The 16541-nt window shown below is 30.5% G+C and carries 14 protein-coding genes; 10 read left to right on the top strand and 4 right to left on the bottom strand.

All coding sequences use genetic code 11. From position 1 onward, the window contains the following. Positions 1-45 precede the first annotated feature (45 nt). The 10 genes from ACWJJ7_RS11395 to ACWJJ7_RS11350 all read left to right on the top strand — a co-directional run bounded on the left by ACWJJ7_RS11395 (position 46) and on the right by ACWJJ7_RS11350 (position 11744). Positions 46-1581 (top strand): TrkH family potassium uptake protein, encoded by a 1536-nt coding sequence (locus ACWJJ7_RS11395; protein ID WP_462962230.1) that lies wholly within the window; start codon positions 46-48, stop codon positions 1579-1581. Then, entirely contained in the window at positions 1557-2057 is a 501-nt protein-coding gene (locus ACWJJ7_RS11390) for a hypothetical protein (RefSeq protein WP_462962229.1), read from the top strand. Before ACWJJ7_RS11395 ends, ACWJJ7_RS11390 begins: the two co-directional genes overlap by 25 nt. Before the next feature lie 174 nt (positions 2058-2231). Beyond that, the gene (locus ACWJJ7_RS11385; protein ID WP_462962228.1) at positions 2232-3863 is read left to right on the top strand and encodes a DUF4118 domain-containing protein; all 1632 of its coding nucleotides are present in this window, start codon (positions 2232-2234) and stop codon (positions 3861-3863) included. Next, positions 3832-4533, top strand: coding sequence for a response regulator (locus ACWJJ7_RS11380; RefSeq protein ID WP_462962227.1), 702 nt, complete (start codon positions 3832-3834; stop codon positions 4531-4533). The genes ACWJJ7_RS11385 and ACWJJ7_RS11380 overlap by 32 nt, the downstream gene beginning before the upstream one ends. A gap of 194 nt (positions 4534-4727) precedes the next feature. Further along, on the top strand, positions 4728-5141 hold the full coding sequence (locus ACWJJ7_RS11375) for a tetratricopeptide repeat protein (RefSeq protein WP_462962226.1): 414 nt from the start codon (positions 4728-4730) through the stop codon (positions 5139-5141). A gap of 292 nt (positions 5142-5433) precedes the next feature. Beyond that, positions 5434-6582 (top strand): mechanosensitive ion channel family protein, encoded by a 1149-nt coding sequence (locus ACWJJ7_RS11370; protein ID WP_462962225.1) that lies wholly within the window; start codon positions 5434-5436, stop codon positions 6580-6582. A 345-nt stretch (positions 6583-6927) separates the two neighbouring features. Beyond that, positions 6928-7509, top strand: a complete 582-nt coding sequence (locus tag ACWJJ7_RS11365; protein ID WP_462962224.1) for a TerD family protein — start codon at positions 6928-6930, stop codon at positions 7507-7509. Between the two features lie 36 nt (positions 7510-7545). Further along, positions 7546-8124, top strand: a complete 579-nt coding sequence (locus ACWJJ7_RS11360; protein WP_462962223.1) for a TerD family protein — start codon at positions 7546-7548, stop codon at positions 8122-8124. Positions 8125-8181: 57 nt separating this feature from the next. Further along, a complete protein-coding gene (locus ACWJJ7_RS11355) occupies positions 8182-8787 on the top strand; it encodes a TerD family protein (RefSeq protein ID WP_462962222.1) in 606 nt (201 codons plus the stop codon). A 173-nt stretch (positions 8788-8960) separates the two neighbouring features. Beyond that, positions 8961-11744 (top strand): calcium-translocating P-type ATPase, PMCA-type, encoded by a 2784-nt coding sequence (locus ACWJJ7_RS11350; protein ID WP_462962221.1) that lies wholly within the window; start codon positions 8961-8963, stop codon positions 11742-11744. Positions 11745-11863: 119 nt separating this feature from the next. Here the strand turns inward: ACWJJ7_RS11350 and ACWJJ7_RS11345 are convergent, their stop codons facing one another. The 4 genes from ACWJJ7_RS11345 to ACWJJ7_RS11330 form a co-directional block, all read right to left on the bottom strand. Continuing rightward, positions 11864-12733, bottom strand: coding sequence for an HAD family hydrolase (locus ACWJJ7_RS11345; RefSeq protein WP_462962220.1), 870 nt, complete (start codon positions 12731-12733; stop codon positions 11864-11866). 17 nt (positions 12734-12750) lie between these two features. Beyond that, positions 12751-13890: a cysteine protease StiP family protein gene (locus tag ACWJJ7_RS11340; protein ID WP_462962219.1), complete on the bottom strand. Its 1140-nt coding sequence runs from the start codon at positions 13888-13890 to the stop codon at positions 12751-12753. 79 nt (positions 13891-13969) lie between these two features. Further along, entirely contained in the window at positions 13970-15301 is a 1332-nt protein-coding gene (locus tag ACWJJ7_RS11335) for a phosphoribosyltransferase domain-containing protein (protein WP_462962218.1), read from the bottom strand. After that, entirely contained in the window at positions 15246-16337 is a 1092-nt protein-coding gene (locus ACWJJ7_RS11330) for an HpcH/HpaI aldolase/citrate lyase family protein (RefSeq protein WP_462962217.1), read from the bottom strand. Before ACWJJ7_RS11330 ends, ACWJJ7_RS11335 begins: the two co-directional genes overlap by 56 nt. Positions 16338-16541: the final 204 nt, after the last annotated feature.

Raw genomic sequence — 16541 nt, 5'->3', positions numbered from 1 at the left:
TATTTGTTTTATATGGCATTAATATGATTTTGGCAAGGTGAGTATATGAGAAAAATAACAAAAAACTTTGATGATTTTAAAATAATAAATTTTTATGTGGGATATGTAATAATGCGAACCGCAAGTTTAATGCTGATACCCATATTGATTTCATTAGTATTTATGGAATGGAGTACACTTTTAGATTTTATTATTAGTATAAGTATAGCGATTAGTTTAGGTATAGTTCTTATGTTTACAGGTAAAGACAAGGTTGATAAAGTAAGGCTGCAATGGAAGCATGGGTTAATTATTGCATCTAGTTCATGGCTTATATTAACTTTGTTATGTGCGGTGCCTTATGAGCTTAGTGGAAATACCACATCTTTCTTAGATGCATGTTTTGATGTTATGAGTGGATTTACAACCACAGGAGTCCTACTTATTCAAAATGTTGACCATCTTTCTCTAGGATTAAATATGTGGAGACACATTCTTACCTTTGTTGGAGGACAAGGGATGGTAGTACTAGCTTTAAGTTTTATGGTAAACCATACATTAGGTGCTTATAAAATGTATGTTGGTGAAGGTAAGGATGCAGAACTCGTACCTAATGTAAAAAATACAGCAAGAATCATCTGGAAAATAAGCATTGTATATTTAATTGTAGGTACTATTATGCTTTGGATTAATGGAATGTTTATAGGTCTACAGCCTGTAAGTGCTTTTTTTCATGGATTATTTATTTTTATGTCTGCGTGGAGTACAGGTGGGTTTGCACCAATGTCTCAAAATATTCTGTATTATCATAGTCTTTCTTATGAGTTATTAACAATGATTTTCTTTGTCATTGGCTCTTTAAACTTTGCATTACATTATGCAGTATGGCAAGGCAACAAAAAAGAAATATTCAGGAATATTGAAACACAGAGTTTTTTTATTACAGCTTTAATTATTTCTTTTTTTACAGCGTTAAAACTAACCAATTCAGGAGTATATAGTAATGGTATATCGGTTTTCAGAAAAGGTATTTATAATGTATTATCAGCTCATACAACTACAGGGTTTGGTAATCTTTATGCCAGACAGCTTGCTACTGAATGGGGCGATTTTCCTGTGGTTATGCTTATAATAGCCATGCTTATAGGTGGATCAGCATGTTCTACGGCAGGTGGGTTTAAAGGATTAAGGGTAGGATTGGTTTTTAAAAGTATAATTGCAGAGGTAAACAAATTATTAAATTCTGACAGAAAAATAAAGGTATTTAAATTTCATCATATAAAAGAAATTGTTTTAGAGGATGCAATGGTGAAATCTGCTTACCTAATAATAATATTATATATAATATTATTTTTTATAGGCACTGCTTTGGGAACCTATTATGGATACCCAGTGCTCAGTTCAGCTTTTGAAGCTGCTTCAGTTACAGGAAATGTAGGATTATCAATTGGGATTACGTCGCCTACAATGCCAACTGCAATGAAGGTATATTATATAATTGCAATGTATTTAGGAAGATTGGAATTCATATCTGTGTTTGCGCTAATAGGAGTTACATTTGGAGGCATTAAGAAATTATGGTTAAGACTTTTAAAACAATAATATTAGTATGTATTTTGGCTTTTTCTTTTTCTATAACATGTATGGCAAAGGAATATAGTAATTTTAATGAATTAATCGAAAATGGCAAAAAGATTGATAATAGTAAAATTACATTAAAGGGTGAAGCTATTGGTGAATGTATGAATAGAGGTAAATACTCATGGATAAATATCAGTGATGGAAGCACAGCTATGGGAATATGGATTAAATATGATGAAGTGAAAAGTATAAAAAAATTTGGTAAGTATGGTTATAGGGGAGATATAGTTAAGATAAATGGAACTTTTAATAGAGATTGTAAGGAGCATGGGGGAGATATGGATATCCATGCAAGCTCAGTTGAAATTATAGATGTTGGGCATAAAGTAACAATTCCTATAAGTAATAATAAAAAGGTTATAGCGACAATATTAACAGCTATCACACTTACTTTAATTTTTTCATATAGAAAAGTTACTAAAAGCACTTCAAAATGAAATGTTTTTTTTAGAACTTTAATATTAAAACTATTTTGTCTATACTAAATATAGTACCAGATACCCTTTATCAGTAATGGATATTCAAGAGTAGTATTGCTAATTAAGAGGCATTTAGGATATGATTAGTTTAAATAAAGGATATTTAGATACATTAGGAAGGTGATGTGGAGTTTGAAAAAAGGCAAATTTGATGAGAGGTTTTTCAAAATTTTTAGTGAGTATGAATATAGTGACTATGAAGAAATCAAACCTAAAACAATAATGATTACTAATGTGGTTAAAACCATAGTAATTATGAGTTTAGCCACTATAATATCTCTGCTATTTAGAAAAATTGGGTTACATGAATCAAATGTAATAATAGTATTTATTTTAGGGGTATTATTTGTATCAAGAAGTACTGATGGATATGTTTATGGTATACTGGCTGCGATAATTGGTGTGTTATCATTTAATTTTTTATTTACGGTGCCATATTATAGCTTTCTGGCTTATAGATCTGATTATCCAGTAACTTTTATTATAATGCTTATAGCGGCAATTATTACAAGTACTCTAACTTCAAGAGTTAAAACGCAAGCTAGGATATCTTATATACGTGAAAATAGAATGCAAATTTTATATAAAATTAATAAATCATTACTTACAGCAAGAAATAAAAAACAAGTAGTTGAATTTTGTGGTGACAATTTAGTCGATATGTTTAACAGAACTATTATGATAGCTATAGTAGACGATAAAGATAATTTGCAACAATCAAGTGAATATATGCTTAATGGAGAATATAGTAGGGATATTTTTAAGTCAGATATAGAGGTTGGAGCAATTGAAAAATGCTTTAAAACAGGCAAATCAGTTGGTATTGGAGCTGAAATTTCCTTAAATAGTCTTGGACATTATCATCCCATTAAAGGACAAAATAGGATTCTTGGAATTATTGGAATCGCATGTTTAGAAGAAAATATCTTATCAAAAAATGAAAAAATCCTTCTAGAGTCCGTTTCTACACAAATTGCTTTAGCTATTGAAAGAGAAGATTTATACGAAAAGAAAAGACAGATAAATTTAGAGACGGAGACAGAAAGGCTTAGGGGCAATATTTTAAGGTCAATTTCACATGATTTAAGAACTCCGCTAACAGGGATATTAGGGTCGGTTTCTACAATTAGTGATAATTATGATGTACTTGATAATGATACCAAGAAAGAACTTCTTGAAATAATTTATGAAGATACGAACTGGCTTATACATTCAGTTGAAAATATATTAAGCATGACACGGATAGATGAAGGTAAGCTCGAAGTTAAGAAAGATGTGGAGATTGTTGAAGAAATTGTTGCTGAATCTATATCGAGAGTTACAAGGTTTTCAGGAAGTCATAATATTAAGATTGAACTACCTGAAAAAATGGTTATATTATTTGTAGATGGATTATTAATAGAACAAGTGTTCATTAATTTGATTGATAATGCCATAAAGTATTCACAGAGTGATTCTCTTATAGAAGTTAAAGTTACAGAAAAGGAAGACAGTGTGTTTTTTGAAGTATCAGATAATGGAAAAGGCATACCAGAAGAAGATATACCAACTATATTTGATAGGTTTTATACTAAGACTAAAGGTAATTGCCTAGAAAAACGAGGAATAGGATTGGGATTGGCTATTTGTAAGTCTATAATAGAAACACATGGTGGATATATGGAAGCTTTAAATAATTCTTCTGGTGGGGCAACTTTTAGATTTAGTTTACCTGCAATAAGGAGTGATGGGAATGAATTTGAAGCCTTTGATTTTAATAGTTGAAGATGATAAGCCTATTAAAAAATTTATGAAAGTTTCGCTTGAGGCACAGGGATATAAGTGCATTGAAACTGAATTTGGGAATGCGGCTATAACACTTGTTTTTTCACATAATCCAGATATAATAATTTTGGACTTAGGGTTACCTGATATTGATGGACTTAATGTTATTGAGAAAGTAAGGGAGTCTACAAAAGCTAGGATTATAGTTGTTTCGGCTCGTGGACTTGAAAGGGAAAAAGTTGAAGCCTTAGATAAAGGAGCAGATGATTATTTGACCAAACCTTTTAGTGTAGCAGAGCTTTTAGCTAGAACTAGAGTGGCACTTAGACATTTTAATGGAGAGAATAAGTCCCAAAACGATGTGCAGTCAGTATTTAAGGTTAAGGATTTAAAGATAGAGTTTGAAAAACACAGAGTTATAATTTTAGATGAAGAGATACATTTAACACCAATGGAGTACAAACTAATTGAGCTAATGTCAAGATATGCAGGACGTGTGTTAACTCATAAATATATAGTTGATGAGATTTGGGGAAGTTATTTTGAAAATGATACACAGTCCCTTAGGGTATTTATGGCTAATATAAGAAGAAAAATAGAGAAGGATCCTGCTAGGCCGCAGTATATCATAACGGAGGTTGGAGTAGGGTATCGTTTAGTAGATGAATAATATTTCAAAGATGAAGCTTTTGGCTTCATCTTTTTTTATGAAAAATATAACGTAGCTTAAAATATAAAATCTTAACATAATCTTTATACAGCAGGATCTATCTTTATACTTTCTTAATATCAAATTCATAGTGGTTTTGATAAAATATAATATAAATATAAATATAAAGTGAAGGGATAACATGAGGTGATTATATGTTAACAAATAGTAATGAAGAAAGTTCTTTTCAAAATAATATAAAAGAAGCTATTAATGAAATAAAGTCAAATAAATATGATCTAGCACATATGAATCTATATGCAGCTATGATTGAAAATGACCATTCGGCAGAAGTGTACAATTTACTAGGAGTTATTTCAGAATATAAAGGTGATGTATCTATGGCGTGTAAATATTATAGAGCATCATATGTGTTTGACCCGACTTATAAACCAGCAGATAGAAATTTAGAAAAATTAACTTCATTTTTTTATATATTTAATGAAGAAAATATAGATTATGGAGATAATATGGAGAAAGAAAATCAAACACCATATTTTAATAGTTATAATGGGGTACGTGTTGGATATTTTAAAAATAATGAGGCCGGTATAAAGTCAATGTACTAATAAGTATTTACAATTCAAGTAGTATCTAAGGTGATCGATTAATGACTTCAGAGGGAGAATTTAAATCCCCTGAAGTTTTTTATATGCATTATAGAAATATAAATAGCTATTGATTAAGGGTGCTTAATTTATATTACATTACAAGAAAATTAGCTAAATTCATCTAGATTAACCTTTTAAAGGGTTGTATATTAATGAGAAGTTGTTTCTTCCTATATAATCCATTGAGAAAATAACATTATTAGCTTAAAATGATTATATATAAACATAAGAAAAAAAGGAGCGTGATATTTTGTTTCAATCCATAGTTGATTTTTTTGCAAAAGACAAAATACAAGATGTTTTTAATGATTTAACATCCTATAAATTAAAATATATAGGAATAGCTATTCTAGTTTTCGTATTATTTGTATTGTTAAAAAAGATATTTGCAAAATATGTATTTAAAATAATATTAAAATTTGTTAATAGAACAAAGTTTGATACAGATACAAAAATAGTGGCTGCTTTTCAAAAACCCGTAACTAACTTTTTTGAGGTATTAGGATTTTATTTTGCTTTTAAAATTCTAGCTATGGGAGGAATTCCAATAGATCCCTTATTCATAAACAAGCTTTTTAGTTCCGCTGTAATAATTTTAATTTTTTGGGGACTATATGACCTCACTGCAGAATCTTCTCTGTTGTTTGAGCGAATGCATAAAGCATATGATGTAAAAGTGGATAAAATATTGTTCCCATTTATAGCAAAAACATTAAGACTAGTACTAGTAGCATTAGTCATTACTATAATCGCTGAAAAATGGGGATATAACATTCAAGGGTTTGTTACGGGGCTTGGGCTAGGAGGATTGGCTTTTGCACTAGCAGCTAAAGATGCAGCAGCTAATGTTATTGCAGGTATGTTTATAATATTAGATAAACCTTTTACTATTGGAGATTGGATTAATAGTGACACATTAGAAGGTAGCATAGAGGATATTTCTTTTAGAACTACTAAAATAAGAACTGTTGATCAAGCATTAATAATAGTGCCTAATTCAAAATTAACTAATGAAGCTGTAACAAATTTTAGTAGAAGAGGCAAACGAAGAGTTAATTTGAATTTAGAACTAACTTATAGGACATCTAGAGAAAAATTAGAGATTTGTGTAGATAAGATCAGAAATATTTTAGAAAATCATCCACAGGTTAGTAAAGAAGGAATCCTTGTTAGATTCGATAAATTTAATTCAAGTAGTTTAGATATTTTAATATGTTTTTTTACTGATACACCAGATTTTGATGAATACTTTAGAATAAAGGAAAATGTTAATTTTAAAATAATGGATATGTTACAGCAAGAAGGAATTTCAATGGCATTTCCAAGCACAAGTGTTTATGTGGAAAGCTTACCTAGTAAAGGTAAAGAAGGAGATTTTAAATTAGTAGATAAACTTTAAAAAAAGAAACCTTCAATAGCTACTTATTTACTAAAAACATACAAAACAGTAGACCATATTCAGATGTATAATATAGTATTTAGTAGCTAATAATGTTATACTAGTAATAATGATGGTTGCTTTATTGGAGTTTAATTATGTTATGTAATTTAAACTTCGATAAAGTTTTTTTTATAAATGCGTAGATGAAATGTTTATTACTTAAATTTTTGGAAATAATTAACAATAAGCTTTTGTTTTTTACAAGTAAAATTAATTATATCAATACTATATAACATACTATTGAATCACCTTAGGTGATGATTTAATATAGTCACTTTAGTGATTTTTGAGGAGGAATGTATTATGTCAATTAGTTTAAAAAAAGGTCAAAAGGTAGATTTAACTAAAAGTAATCCAGGACTTGTTAATGTTGTTGTTGGACTTGGGTGGGACACTAATAAATATGATGGGGGAGCTTCCTTTGATTTAGATGCAGCGGCTTTCTTAGTTGGATCAAATGGGAAAGTAACATCTGATAATGATTTTATTTTTTATAATAATCCGAAGGACTCAGCAGGATCTATAACACATTTAGGAGATAACAGAACAGGTGATGGTGATGGTGATGATGAGCAAATTAGAATTGAACTAAATAAAGTTCCATCATCTGTTGAAAAGATTAATTTTACTGTAACAATTCATGAAGCTGCTCAAAGATGCCAAAATTTTGGACAAGTCTCTAATGCGTTTATAAGAATTCTAGATGAGAATAATAATGATGAATTAATAAGATATGATTTAAGTGAAGATTATAGCATTGAAACCGCAGTAGTAGTAGCCGAACTATACCGTAACAATGGAGAATGGAAGTTCAGTGCAGTAGGAAGTGGTTTTGAGGGTGGGCTATCCGCACTTTGTAATAACTTTGGAATTAGTGTAGACTAATTATTTAACACAAAAAACATTCAAGGAGGAATAATCATGACAATTAATTTAAGTAAAGGTCAAAAAATCGATTTAACCAAGAGTAACCCAAGTTTAAAGAAAGCAATTATAGGACTAGGTTGGGATACAAATAAATATTCAGGTGGAGGCGACTTTGATTTAGATGCTTCAGCATTTTTAGTAGGTTCAAATGGAAAAACCAATAATGATCTGGACTTTATATTTTATAATAATTTAGAGCATTCAACAGGAGCGGTTATACATACCGGTGATAACAGAACTGGAGAAGGTGAAGGAGACGATGAACAATTAATTGTTGAATTTTCTAAAGTACCAACAGACATTGATAAAATTGCAATTACAGTAACTATACATGATGCGGTAGCTCGCTTACAAAATTTTGGTCAGATTTCTAATGCCTTTGTTAGGGTTGTAAATGAAGAAACTAATGAAGAGATCTTAAGGTATGACTTATCAGAGGATTTTTCAGTAGAAACTGCATTGATATTTTGTGAAATATATCGTAATAATGGAGAATGGAAATTTAGTGCAACAGGAAGTGGTTTCCAAGGTGGACTATCAGCACTTTGTAAAAATTATGGTCTTGATGCATAAAAGGATATAATATCTAAATTAATTAGAAACAAATGATATTTAAAGGAGATGGGAAAAATGAGTATAAATTTACAAAAGGGTCAAAGGATAAGTCTAACAAAGGATAATCCTGGTTTGAAAAAAACAATGGTGGGACTTGGATGGGACCCAGTACAACAATCATCTAAGGGGTTGCTTGGGGGCTTATTTGGAAGCAAGCAAGCAGACATAGATTGTGATGCTTCAGTGCTAATGCTTGATGAAAATGATAAGCTAAGGGGAAAAGAAAACCTGATCTATTTTGGAAATTTAAAAAGCAAGTGTGGTAGTGTTCAGCATATGGGAGACAATATTACTGGAAATGGTGATGGGGATGATGAGCAAATTATGGTTAACCTATCAAGCATACCACAAAATATAGTTAAGCTAGTTTTTGTGGTTAATATATATGATGCAGCTAAGCGTAAACAACACTTTGGTATGATACAAAATGCTTTTATACGTTTAGTAAATCTAACAGACAATAAAGAGATGCTCCGTTTTAACTTAACGGAAGAATATTCTGGTAAAACGGGGTTATTTGTTGCTGAAATTTATCGCAGTAATGGAGAATGGAAATTTACAGCAGTAGGAGAAACAGATGCTTCATCTGGCTTAGGTGAAATGGTAAAAAGATACCAATAGATAAACTGAGTTTAAATAAATTATATATAAATGTAGATATATCTATATATCTACATTTATATATCTACATTTATATACATATAGATATACTAGTGGTGTAGAAAATGAGAGGTTTATCATTTTCTACATTTTAATTTAAAAAAAATTAAACAAATTACAGAAGGGTGGACAACATGAAATATTTTAATAAGCAGAGCTCAGAAGTTTTAAAAAGTCTTAAGGTTGATAGTGGTAAAGGATTATCGAGTTCTGAGATTAAAGAAAGACTAGCAAAGTATGGTGCTAACGAATTTACTAAACAAGAAAAGGGATCGATATGGGATAGTGTTAAGGAAGCAATAACGGAGCCTATGATGATAATACTTTTAGCGGCGGCCGTAATTAGTGCATTAGTAGGAGAGTTTAGCGATGCTATTGGTATAGTATGTGCTGTAGCAATAGGAATTGGTATAGGGATTTTCACAGAAGGAAAATCACAAAAAGCTGCAGATGCGCTTTCAAAAATGACAGAAAATATAGAAGTAAAAGTATTACGTAATGGGAAAATTGTTCAAGTGAATAAAAGTGATTTGGTACCTGGTGATATAGTTTCAATTGAGACAGGGGATATGGTGCCAGCAGATGGAAGACTTGTAAGTAGTATAGATTTAATGGTTAGAGAGGACATGCTTACAGGAGAATCAGAGGATGTAAGCAAAGATTCCGATGTTGTTATAGAAATGGAAAGTATACAAGCTAAAGATAAAAAAATAATACAGGATCCTATTCCAGCAAAACAATTGAATATGGTATTCGGGGGAACACTTATTGCGTATGGTAGAGCTAGCTTTGTAGTTACTTCTACTGGTGATAGCTCACAAATGGGAGAAATAGCTAAAAATCTTGAGGAAGGTGATTTAGAAACACCGCTTCAAGCAAAACTTGGAGATTTGGGTGCTAAGATTTCAAAAGTATCAAGTGCAATAGCTGCAATACTTTTTATAATTATGATTATAAAAATGGTTCTAGCGAATACTATATCACCAAACACTAGCGGTGTATTTGCCTTTTTAGAATCTGTGGGACCAATAAAAACTGCCTTTGTTGTATGTGTTGCTTTAATTGTTGCAGCTGTTCCAGAAGGTCTTCCAACAATGATAAATATGACACTTGCAATAACTATGCAAAAGATGGCTAAGATAAATGCGCTTGTTACTAAAAAAGAAGCCTGTGAAACAATAGGTTCTGTAAGTGTAATATGCTCAGATAAAACAGGTACACTTACTCAAAATAGAATGACTGTAGAACAAGTTTATTTAAATGGCAAGTTCAAATCAAGAGATGAATTAAGCGATAGAAATAATTACTTTATAGATAACTGCATTGTAAATTCAACAGCAGATATTGAAAAAGATAAAAATGAAGTAAAATATTTAGGTAGTGCAACAGAATGTGCCCTTCTTTTATATAATGATGCTTGTGATTATGTACAAGAAAGACAAAGCGTAAAAATAGCTCATCAAATTCCATTTAGTTCAAAGCGTAAGAGAATGAGTACTGTTATAGAAGAAGATGAAGGTGCAACAGTATTAACAAAGGGAGCACCAGAGATTATTCTAGAATTATGCAAATATGAACATGTTAATTGTATGGAAGTGGAGCTCGATGAAGTAAGACGAGAAGAAATATTAGATGAAATAGAAAAACTTCAGAGAAAATCTATGCGTGTACTTGGATTTGCATATAGAAATATAAGTGAAGAGGTAGCTATGGCATCCGAGCAAGGCACTTTAGAAAATGATTTAGTATTTACGGGATTCGTAGGAATAAGAGATCCTCTAAGACTTGACGTTAAAGAAGCAGTAGAAACTGCTAAAAAAGCAGGGGTTTCTACAAAAATGCTTACAGGGGATAATATTAATACAGCTATAGCTATAGGAAAAGAATTAGGATTACTTAGCGGTAAACAAAGAGCAGTAGAGGCTACTTATATAGACACATTGTCTGATGAAGAACTTAAAGATGAAATAACTACTATCTCAATAGTAGCACGTTCAAAGCCTGATACAAAAATGAGAATAGTTGAGGCTCTTCAAAGTAATGGAGAGGTAGTTGCAGTAACGGGAGATGGAATAAATGATGCTCCAGCCCTTACAAAAGCAGACGTAGGTATAGCTATGGGTATAGCCGGCACCGAGGTTAGTAAAAATGCAGCAGATATAATTTTAACAGATGATAGTTTTGGAACTATTGTAAAAGGAATTAAATGGGGAAGAGGTATTTATGAAAACTTCCAAAGGTTTATTCAATTCCAGATAACTGTAAATATAATTGCATTCTTAACAGCAATTTTATCTGTAGTATTTGACTTCCAAATGCCATTCACTACAATACAACTTCTATGGGTAAATATTATAATGGATGGTCCGCCAGCACTATCACTTGGACTAGAACCAGTAAGAGATGCTGTTTTAAACAGAAAACCTACAAATAGAAATGCGAGTATTATAACTAAACAAATGTTAAAAAGCATGATTTTTAATGCGTTATATATAACTTGTGTTATCATGATTCAGATGAAATTTGACATATTAGGAACTGGATTCCCTAAAGATGGGATTACAGGACCAAACGAAATGCAAACAGCATTATTTGCATTATTTGCTTTCAGTGCATTATTTAATGCCTTTAATTGTAGAGAATTTGGGACAGATAGTATATTTCCTAGCCTTACAAAGAACACTATATTTTTAAAGATAATTATGATTACAGCAGTAACACAAATATTTGTAACTGAAGTGTTTTCAAAATTCTTTAATGCAGTGTCTTTAAGCGCTACTATGTGGTTAAAGATAATCATTTTATCTTCACTTATAATAGTAGTAAATGAAGTTGTAAAATTGATTGTGAAGCCTTTTGTAAAAAAAGAACAACAAATTGAATCAGAATCAGAGATAGAGGGAAAAAAAGTAGCTTAGAAACATAGACACATGAAAATAAATAGACTAGCATAATTACCTGTTAATTATTTTCATGTTAATAAAAAGATAAAGCCCACATTATTGATTTTAATCAATAATGTGGGCTTTGTTTTGTATTATTCAATATAGGAACATACTTCATCTTGAGAAATATCGTTAATTTCATGGAATTTTTGATGTACTTTATTTAAAATTTCCTCACCTGCAAATATACCAGATTCTTTTGTAATATATACATTATTATGGAGCGTTTTCTCGAAAAGGTTACCTAGTAATTCTCCATGAGACGGAACTACTCCATAATTCGAATGCTTAATTAGGGGGTAGTCTAGCAGAGAATCACCAGCAGCAAAGAACATATTTATATTTTCTAGTTGCATTATATAATTTATAGAATCATATTTATTTATACAATTAGGTACTATATATACCTTTTTACCTTGCTTTGATACGATATAATTATATCCTTTGCAAAATGAGCGTAATACTTCAAAACAATCTAAAACCACTTTCCCGTTTGTTATGTTATTAGCTAGTTTGTCCTCATCCACAATAGAGTATATAAATAAATCTTCACAAGTTTTATATGATTTTATGAAGTCACTTTGTAAAAAGAAACTACATAATTTTATCATATTATTAACAGATACAACTTTTTTAAGTTTATTAGAGCTTATATCTGTCCAAGATTTAAGTTCAATACCATTCTTAAGAATGATACCTCCATTGGCTACAACGGCATATTTAGGTTTTATTACATCATAGAAGTATTTCATTCGCGTGTATTGCTCTGTAGACCTTGTGGTAACAGGTATAAAAAGCATAGACGCATTTATATGTTCAAGTTTATGGTGCATGGATTTAGTAATAAAACTACACATCTTACTATTATAAAAATCCACAGGAAAAAGTTTTTCTTCATTAATTAAGTTACAATGTCTTGAAGAATATATAAGCGTACTATCAAGGTCTGAGGCAAATATCATAAAAACACATCCTTTGATTACATATCTTCTTTTTCTTTAGATTTAATAATGCCACAGCAGGAATAGCACATATCCGTATATATTTCTACAGGAATATTCTTTTCCTCGGCTAACTTAAATATATGCTTTAAATTTGGATTATCAAAGGAGTCAACTAGTATTTTCCAAGGAATTCTTCTTAGAAGTACTCGTGTGGTTTCTCCAATTCCTGGCTTTATAAGATTAATATTATTGATGTCAAATTTATGTCTAATGCTTTCGATGTCGCGAAGTCCTTTGCAGTTTAAAGAATTACCATCAAACTCAATATCTGCGGCAACTTCTGTAACATTTGCGTCATTAAATAGCTCATACAGATAATTATTATCTAGCTCATCGAAACAGTTACATATTTCATCTATATAGAAATTGGAAACATCAACTGACGTTAATTCTTTATAAAACTTTGTACCATGAAAATCATCACTGCAAATAAACTTATGATTAAGTACAGTCCTACTTACAAGACCCGAAACTGTAGAATTAAGACAAGCGCTTGGAATTAAAAAATCCTCTCTTGTACCATAAATGAGGGTACAATGAGCAGGGTCCGATAGTACTGCTAGGTCCGAATTCAAGGTTATATTAAACTCCTGCGAATATTCTTTGCAAGCTTTTGTTAATGTATGTTGAATAACCCCTTTACCTGTCCACCCATCAATGAATTGTATTTCTGCTGAGGGGTGATTTTTTAATATATACATAAGTGCATTTTTATCTATGCCTTTATCACGTATTATAGAAATACTGTAATGAGGAGCGGTTATATTATATTTAAACTGTATATATCTTTTAATTAATATGCCAATAGGGGTACCGGCTCTTGCAAGAGAAACTAAAACAATATTTTTACCGCGTGCTTCTATAATTTTCTCGCTTAATATAGAAACTAGAGAAGCTAGTATATTTTTTGAATGCTCAAGGGTACTATAGAAAATGTCCATGTATTCTTTTGAGGGAGTATATTCTATTGGTAACATTTCTGAATAGTGGATTCCACTTTGTATAGCATTTTCTCTAAATTCATTATCTTGTTCCACTATAAGGTGTGATATGTCTTTAAGAAGAAATACAACATCTTCCTTAGAGTAGCTTCCTGAAAAAATACATTGGTTCATTTAAATACACCTCTTTTTTATATTATTTAAGAAAATTGAAAAAATTATCTACTGTAAGCAATTTAAAAGGGATTATATATTAGTCTTTCCAGCATACAAACATAATGGATTTAACATGAAAATAAGAGAAAATTCTATTTAATTCCTCTTTCTTTTCTTTGGTTAAAGGTTTTTCAGAGAAGAAAAATACCTGGGTATAGAAATTATCAGGAATATTATAAATGTAGTTAGTTATAGTGTCATCCTCAGGGCTTTGAAAAGCAATCTTATTTTTATTTCCATAAGAAGCTATATTTCTAGCGTAAACGGGACTTCTTGTAGTGGAATGAAAATAAACATTATCTCCAAGCTTCGAGCTTATGCTACAAGGTAAATATATAAACTCACCAGTTCCTATGCAAAGACAATTGCCAGTAGTTCTTTCTTTTATCAAAACTTTAGATATTGAATTGATTTCTTCAGAAATTTTTAAATTATCATGAGAGGTAATTCCAAACCTACCAGTGGATTTATTATAGCCCTCAATGCTCTCAGCTATTTGAAAAACATACTCTGTACAAGGAATTAATTTAGTGGAGGGTGGAGGAGTGGTTATAGAATCGCTAATAATATCTTTTGATTTACTACACTTAATATCGCCTTTTAATAAGGAACATACTTTAACATCTATGTTTGTTCCATCAATGAACATTTTATAACTATTAGCATCTCGCCAGTCTAAAATGGATATTATTCCAAAATATTTCCCGGGAAGGCATTTTATTAAATTTAATGCAGATTTACCTGTAGTAAGTTCATCATCTATTAAAACTATATCAGAAAATTTATTAAAAAAGTCATTTTCATAAGGGAAAAGCGAATGCTCTACTGCATGAGAATGTTCTTCATTAAAAAACAGTGCAGGTTCTATAGAAGTAATTTTCTCACGCGAAGTATGTATATAAGCAGCATTTGAAAAGTTTTGAAACACTGCTTGAGCAAGACCTGTAGCAGTCTCTGCAAAACCTATAAAAAGAGTTTTGTTTGCTAGCCTTATGGGTGTATTTAAAATGTCCTGTAGACTTTGGACATTAACAGGGGCATCCATGTTATGTGAGACATCTAAAGAAATAAGCATATCAACTAATTCAGTAGTAGGATAAAGCACCGTGTCCTCTCTTTCATTAATCCATAAACGAGCCAAAATTCCTCCAATAATTTTTAGAGTATCTGGAATCATCGGCATATGTTTCCCTATAACCTTACTTACAAACAAAAAATCCCTCTTCTTATTTTCTCTAGCGGACATTGTAAAAAGCTTTGAAACTGGAATGTTACATTTATTTTCTTTTATATTAAGTGATATTTGTAAGCTGTTATCTATATTGTAATGAAGTGATTGATTGCAATAATTCTCTGTGTGATTTTCCATCTTCGAATACCCCCATTATTTTAGCTTTTAGTAAGGTTTCTTTAGCCCACAGTTCATGGGGTTTTATCTCATTCATTTTATTGGAATAATTGCTCTTTATTACACCATCAAGTGATGAACTAATAATATTAACTGCATCTGTATAATCTTCTTTAGAAACAACCATAAGAGAATTTACTACATTTACTTGAGTTGGATGTATAACAGTTTTACCAGTTAAGCCATTGGTTCTATCTAAAAGGGTTTCTTTAATAAGAACATTATTATTAAAATCTAAAACGTTGCTATAATATTCATAAACTACCCCAGAGATAACATAATCATCTCGTTTAAAGACATTTATTATATCACTAATACAGTCCTTTATTACTGCTAAATCGTATATGGTGAAATTTTTACCCCGACGAAGACTATATAATCCAGAAAAATCTGTTCCGCCAATTCGGATGTTTAAAACATATTCTTTATAAGAATCTAGGATATGTTTTACGCGAGTAAGTTCTTCTATTCGAGTTTCTTTATGAATTATGCTAGGGGTTTCGAGTATTGGCATTCCGTACAGGGTTCTTTTATTAGATATATTATATTCTTTTAGTACAGAAAAGTATTTTTCTCCAAGTTTAAAATCAAATTTAGGGAAAATAAAACCACAAAGGCCAATTAAAGAAGAGTCATTAATCAACTTTTGAAGTTGATTAACATTTCGGACTCTGATAAAAATAAGGGGTAGACTATCGATAAAAGAAGAGTTATCTTTTATCGATAGTCTGATACTCTTAAATAGATTAATAATATTAGTTTCAGCTTGTACAACTTGGTTTGAAGATATGGAATCTTCAAGACAAAGAGTGACAGTGTGAGCACCCATTTTTTTACTTAAAAGAATATCCTTAAGTAAATGTTCTCGCGATGCTGGCATGTATAAACATGCTCCTAATGAATAGGATAATTCTTCCTTTGACGAAAATAATCCGTAAGTTGAAGGGGATTTAAAGAAAATGTCTTGTAAATTATTAATATTATCAAAATATCGCATAATTGTTCTCCATTTATTATAATAAATTAGTCAGTAACTTAAAGATTATAAACAGTACTGATTGTAATACAAATTATAGCATAGTTCTATACATAATTACATATTACACACAGAAATTACTGAATATTGAATAAATATTATTAATATATTTATTAATAAATCAACAACAACATTATGATATACTTTATACATATAATTTAGAAA

The sequence above is a fragment of the Clostridium sp. CM042 genome, assembly GCF_055080995.1.
The sequence above is the reverse complement of the archived record's forward strand: the minus strand, read 5'-3'. Positions and strand labels throughout refer to the sequence as shown.

Excerpts from the sequence above, each read along its gene's own strand:
- ACWJJ7_RS11340 (WP_462962219.1), bottom strand. The coding sequence starts at position 13,890 with ATGAACCAATGTATTTTTTCAGGAAGCTACTCTAAGGAAGATGTTGTA.
- ACWJJ7_RS11355 (WP_462962222.1), top strand. The coding sequence starts at position 8,182 with ATGAGTATAAATTTACAAAAGGGTCAAAGGATAAGTCTAACAAAGGAT.
- ACWJJ7_RS11375 (WP_462962226.1), top strand. The coding sequence starts at position 4,728 with ATGTTAACAAATAGTAATGAAGAAAGTTCTTTTCAAAATAATATAAAA.
- ACWJJ7_RS11360 (WP_462962223.1), top strand. The coding sequence starts at position 7,546 with ATGACAATTAATTTAAGTAAAGGTCAAAAAATCGATTTAACCAAGAGT.
- ACWJJ7_RS11345 (WP_462962220.1), bottom strand. The coding sequence starts at position 12,733 with ATGATATTTGCCTCAGACCTTGATAGTACGCTTATATATTCTTCAAGA.
- ACWJJ7_RS11335 (WP_462962218.1), bottom strand. The coding sequence starts at position 15,301 with ATGGAAAATCACACAGAGAATTATTGCAATCAATCACTTCATTACAAT.
- ACWJJ7_RS11380 (WP_462962227.1), top strand. The coding sequence starts at position 3,832 with ATGAATTTGAAGCCTTTGATTTTAATAGTTGAAGATGATAAGCCTATT.
- ACWJJ7_RS11330 (WP_462962217.1), bottom strand. The coding sequence starts at position 16,337 with ATGCGATATTTTGATAATATTAATAATTTACAAGACATTTTCTTTAAA.
- ACWJJ7_RS11390 (WP_462962229.1), top strand. The coding sequence starts at position 1,557 with ATGGTTAAGACTTTTAAAACAATAATATTAGTATGTATTTTGGCTTTT.
- ACWJJ7_RS11395 (WP_462962230.1), top strand. The coding sequence starts at position 46 with ATGAGAAAAATAACAAAAAACTTTGATGATTTTAAAATAATAAATTTT.
- ACWJJ7_RS11365 (WP_462962224.1), top strand. The coding sequence starts at position 6,928 with ATGTCAATTAGTTTAAAAAAAGGTCAAAAGGTAGATTTAACTAAAAGT.
- ACWJJ7_RS11350 (WP_462962221.1), top strand. The coding sequence starts at position 8,961 with ATGAAATATTTTAATAAGCAGAGCTCAGAAGTTTTAAAAAGTCTTAAG.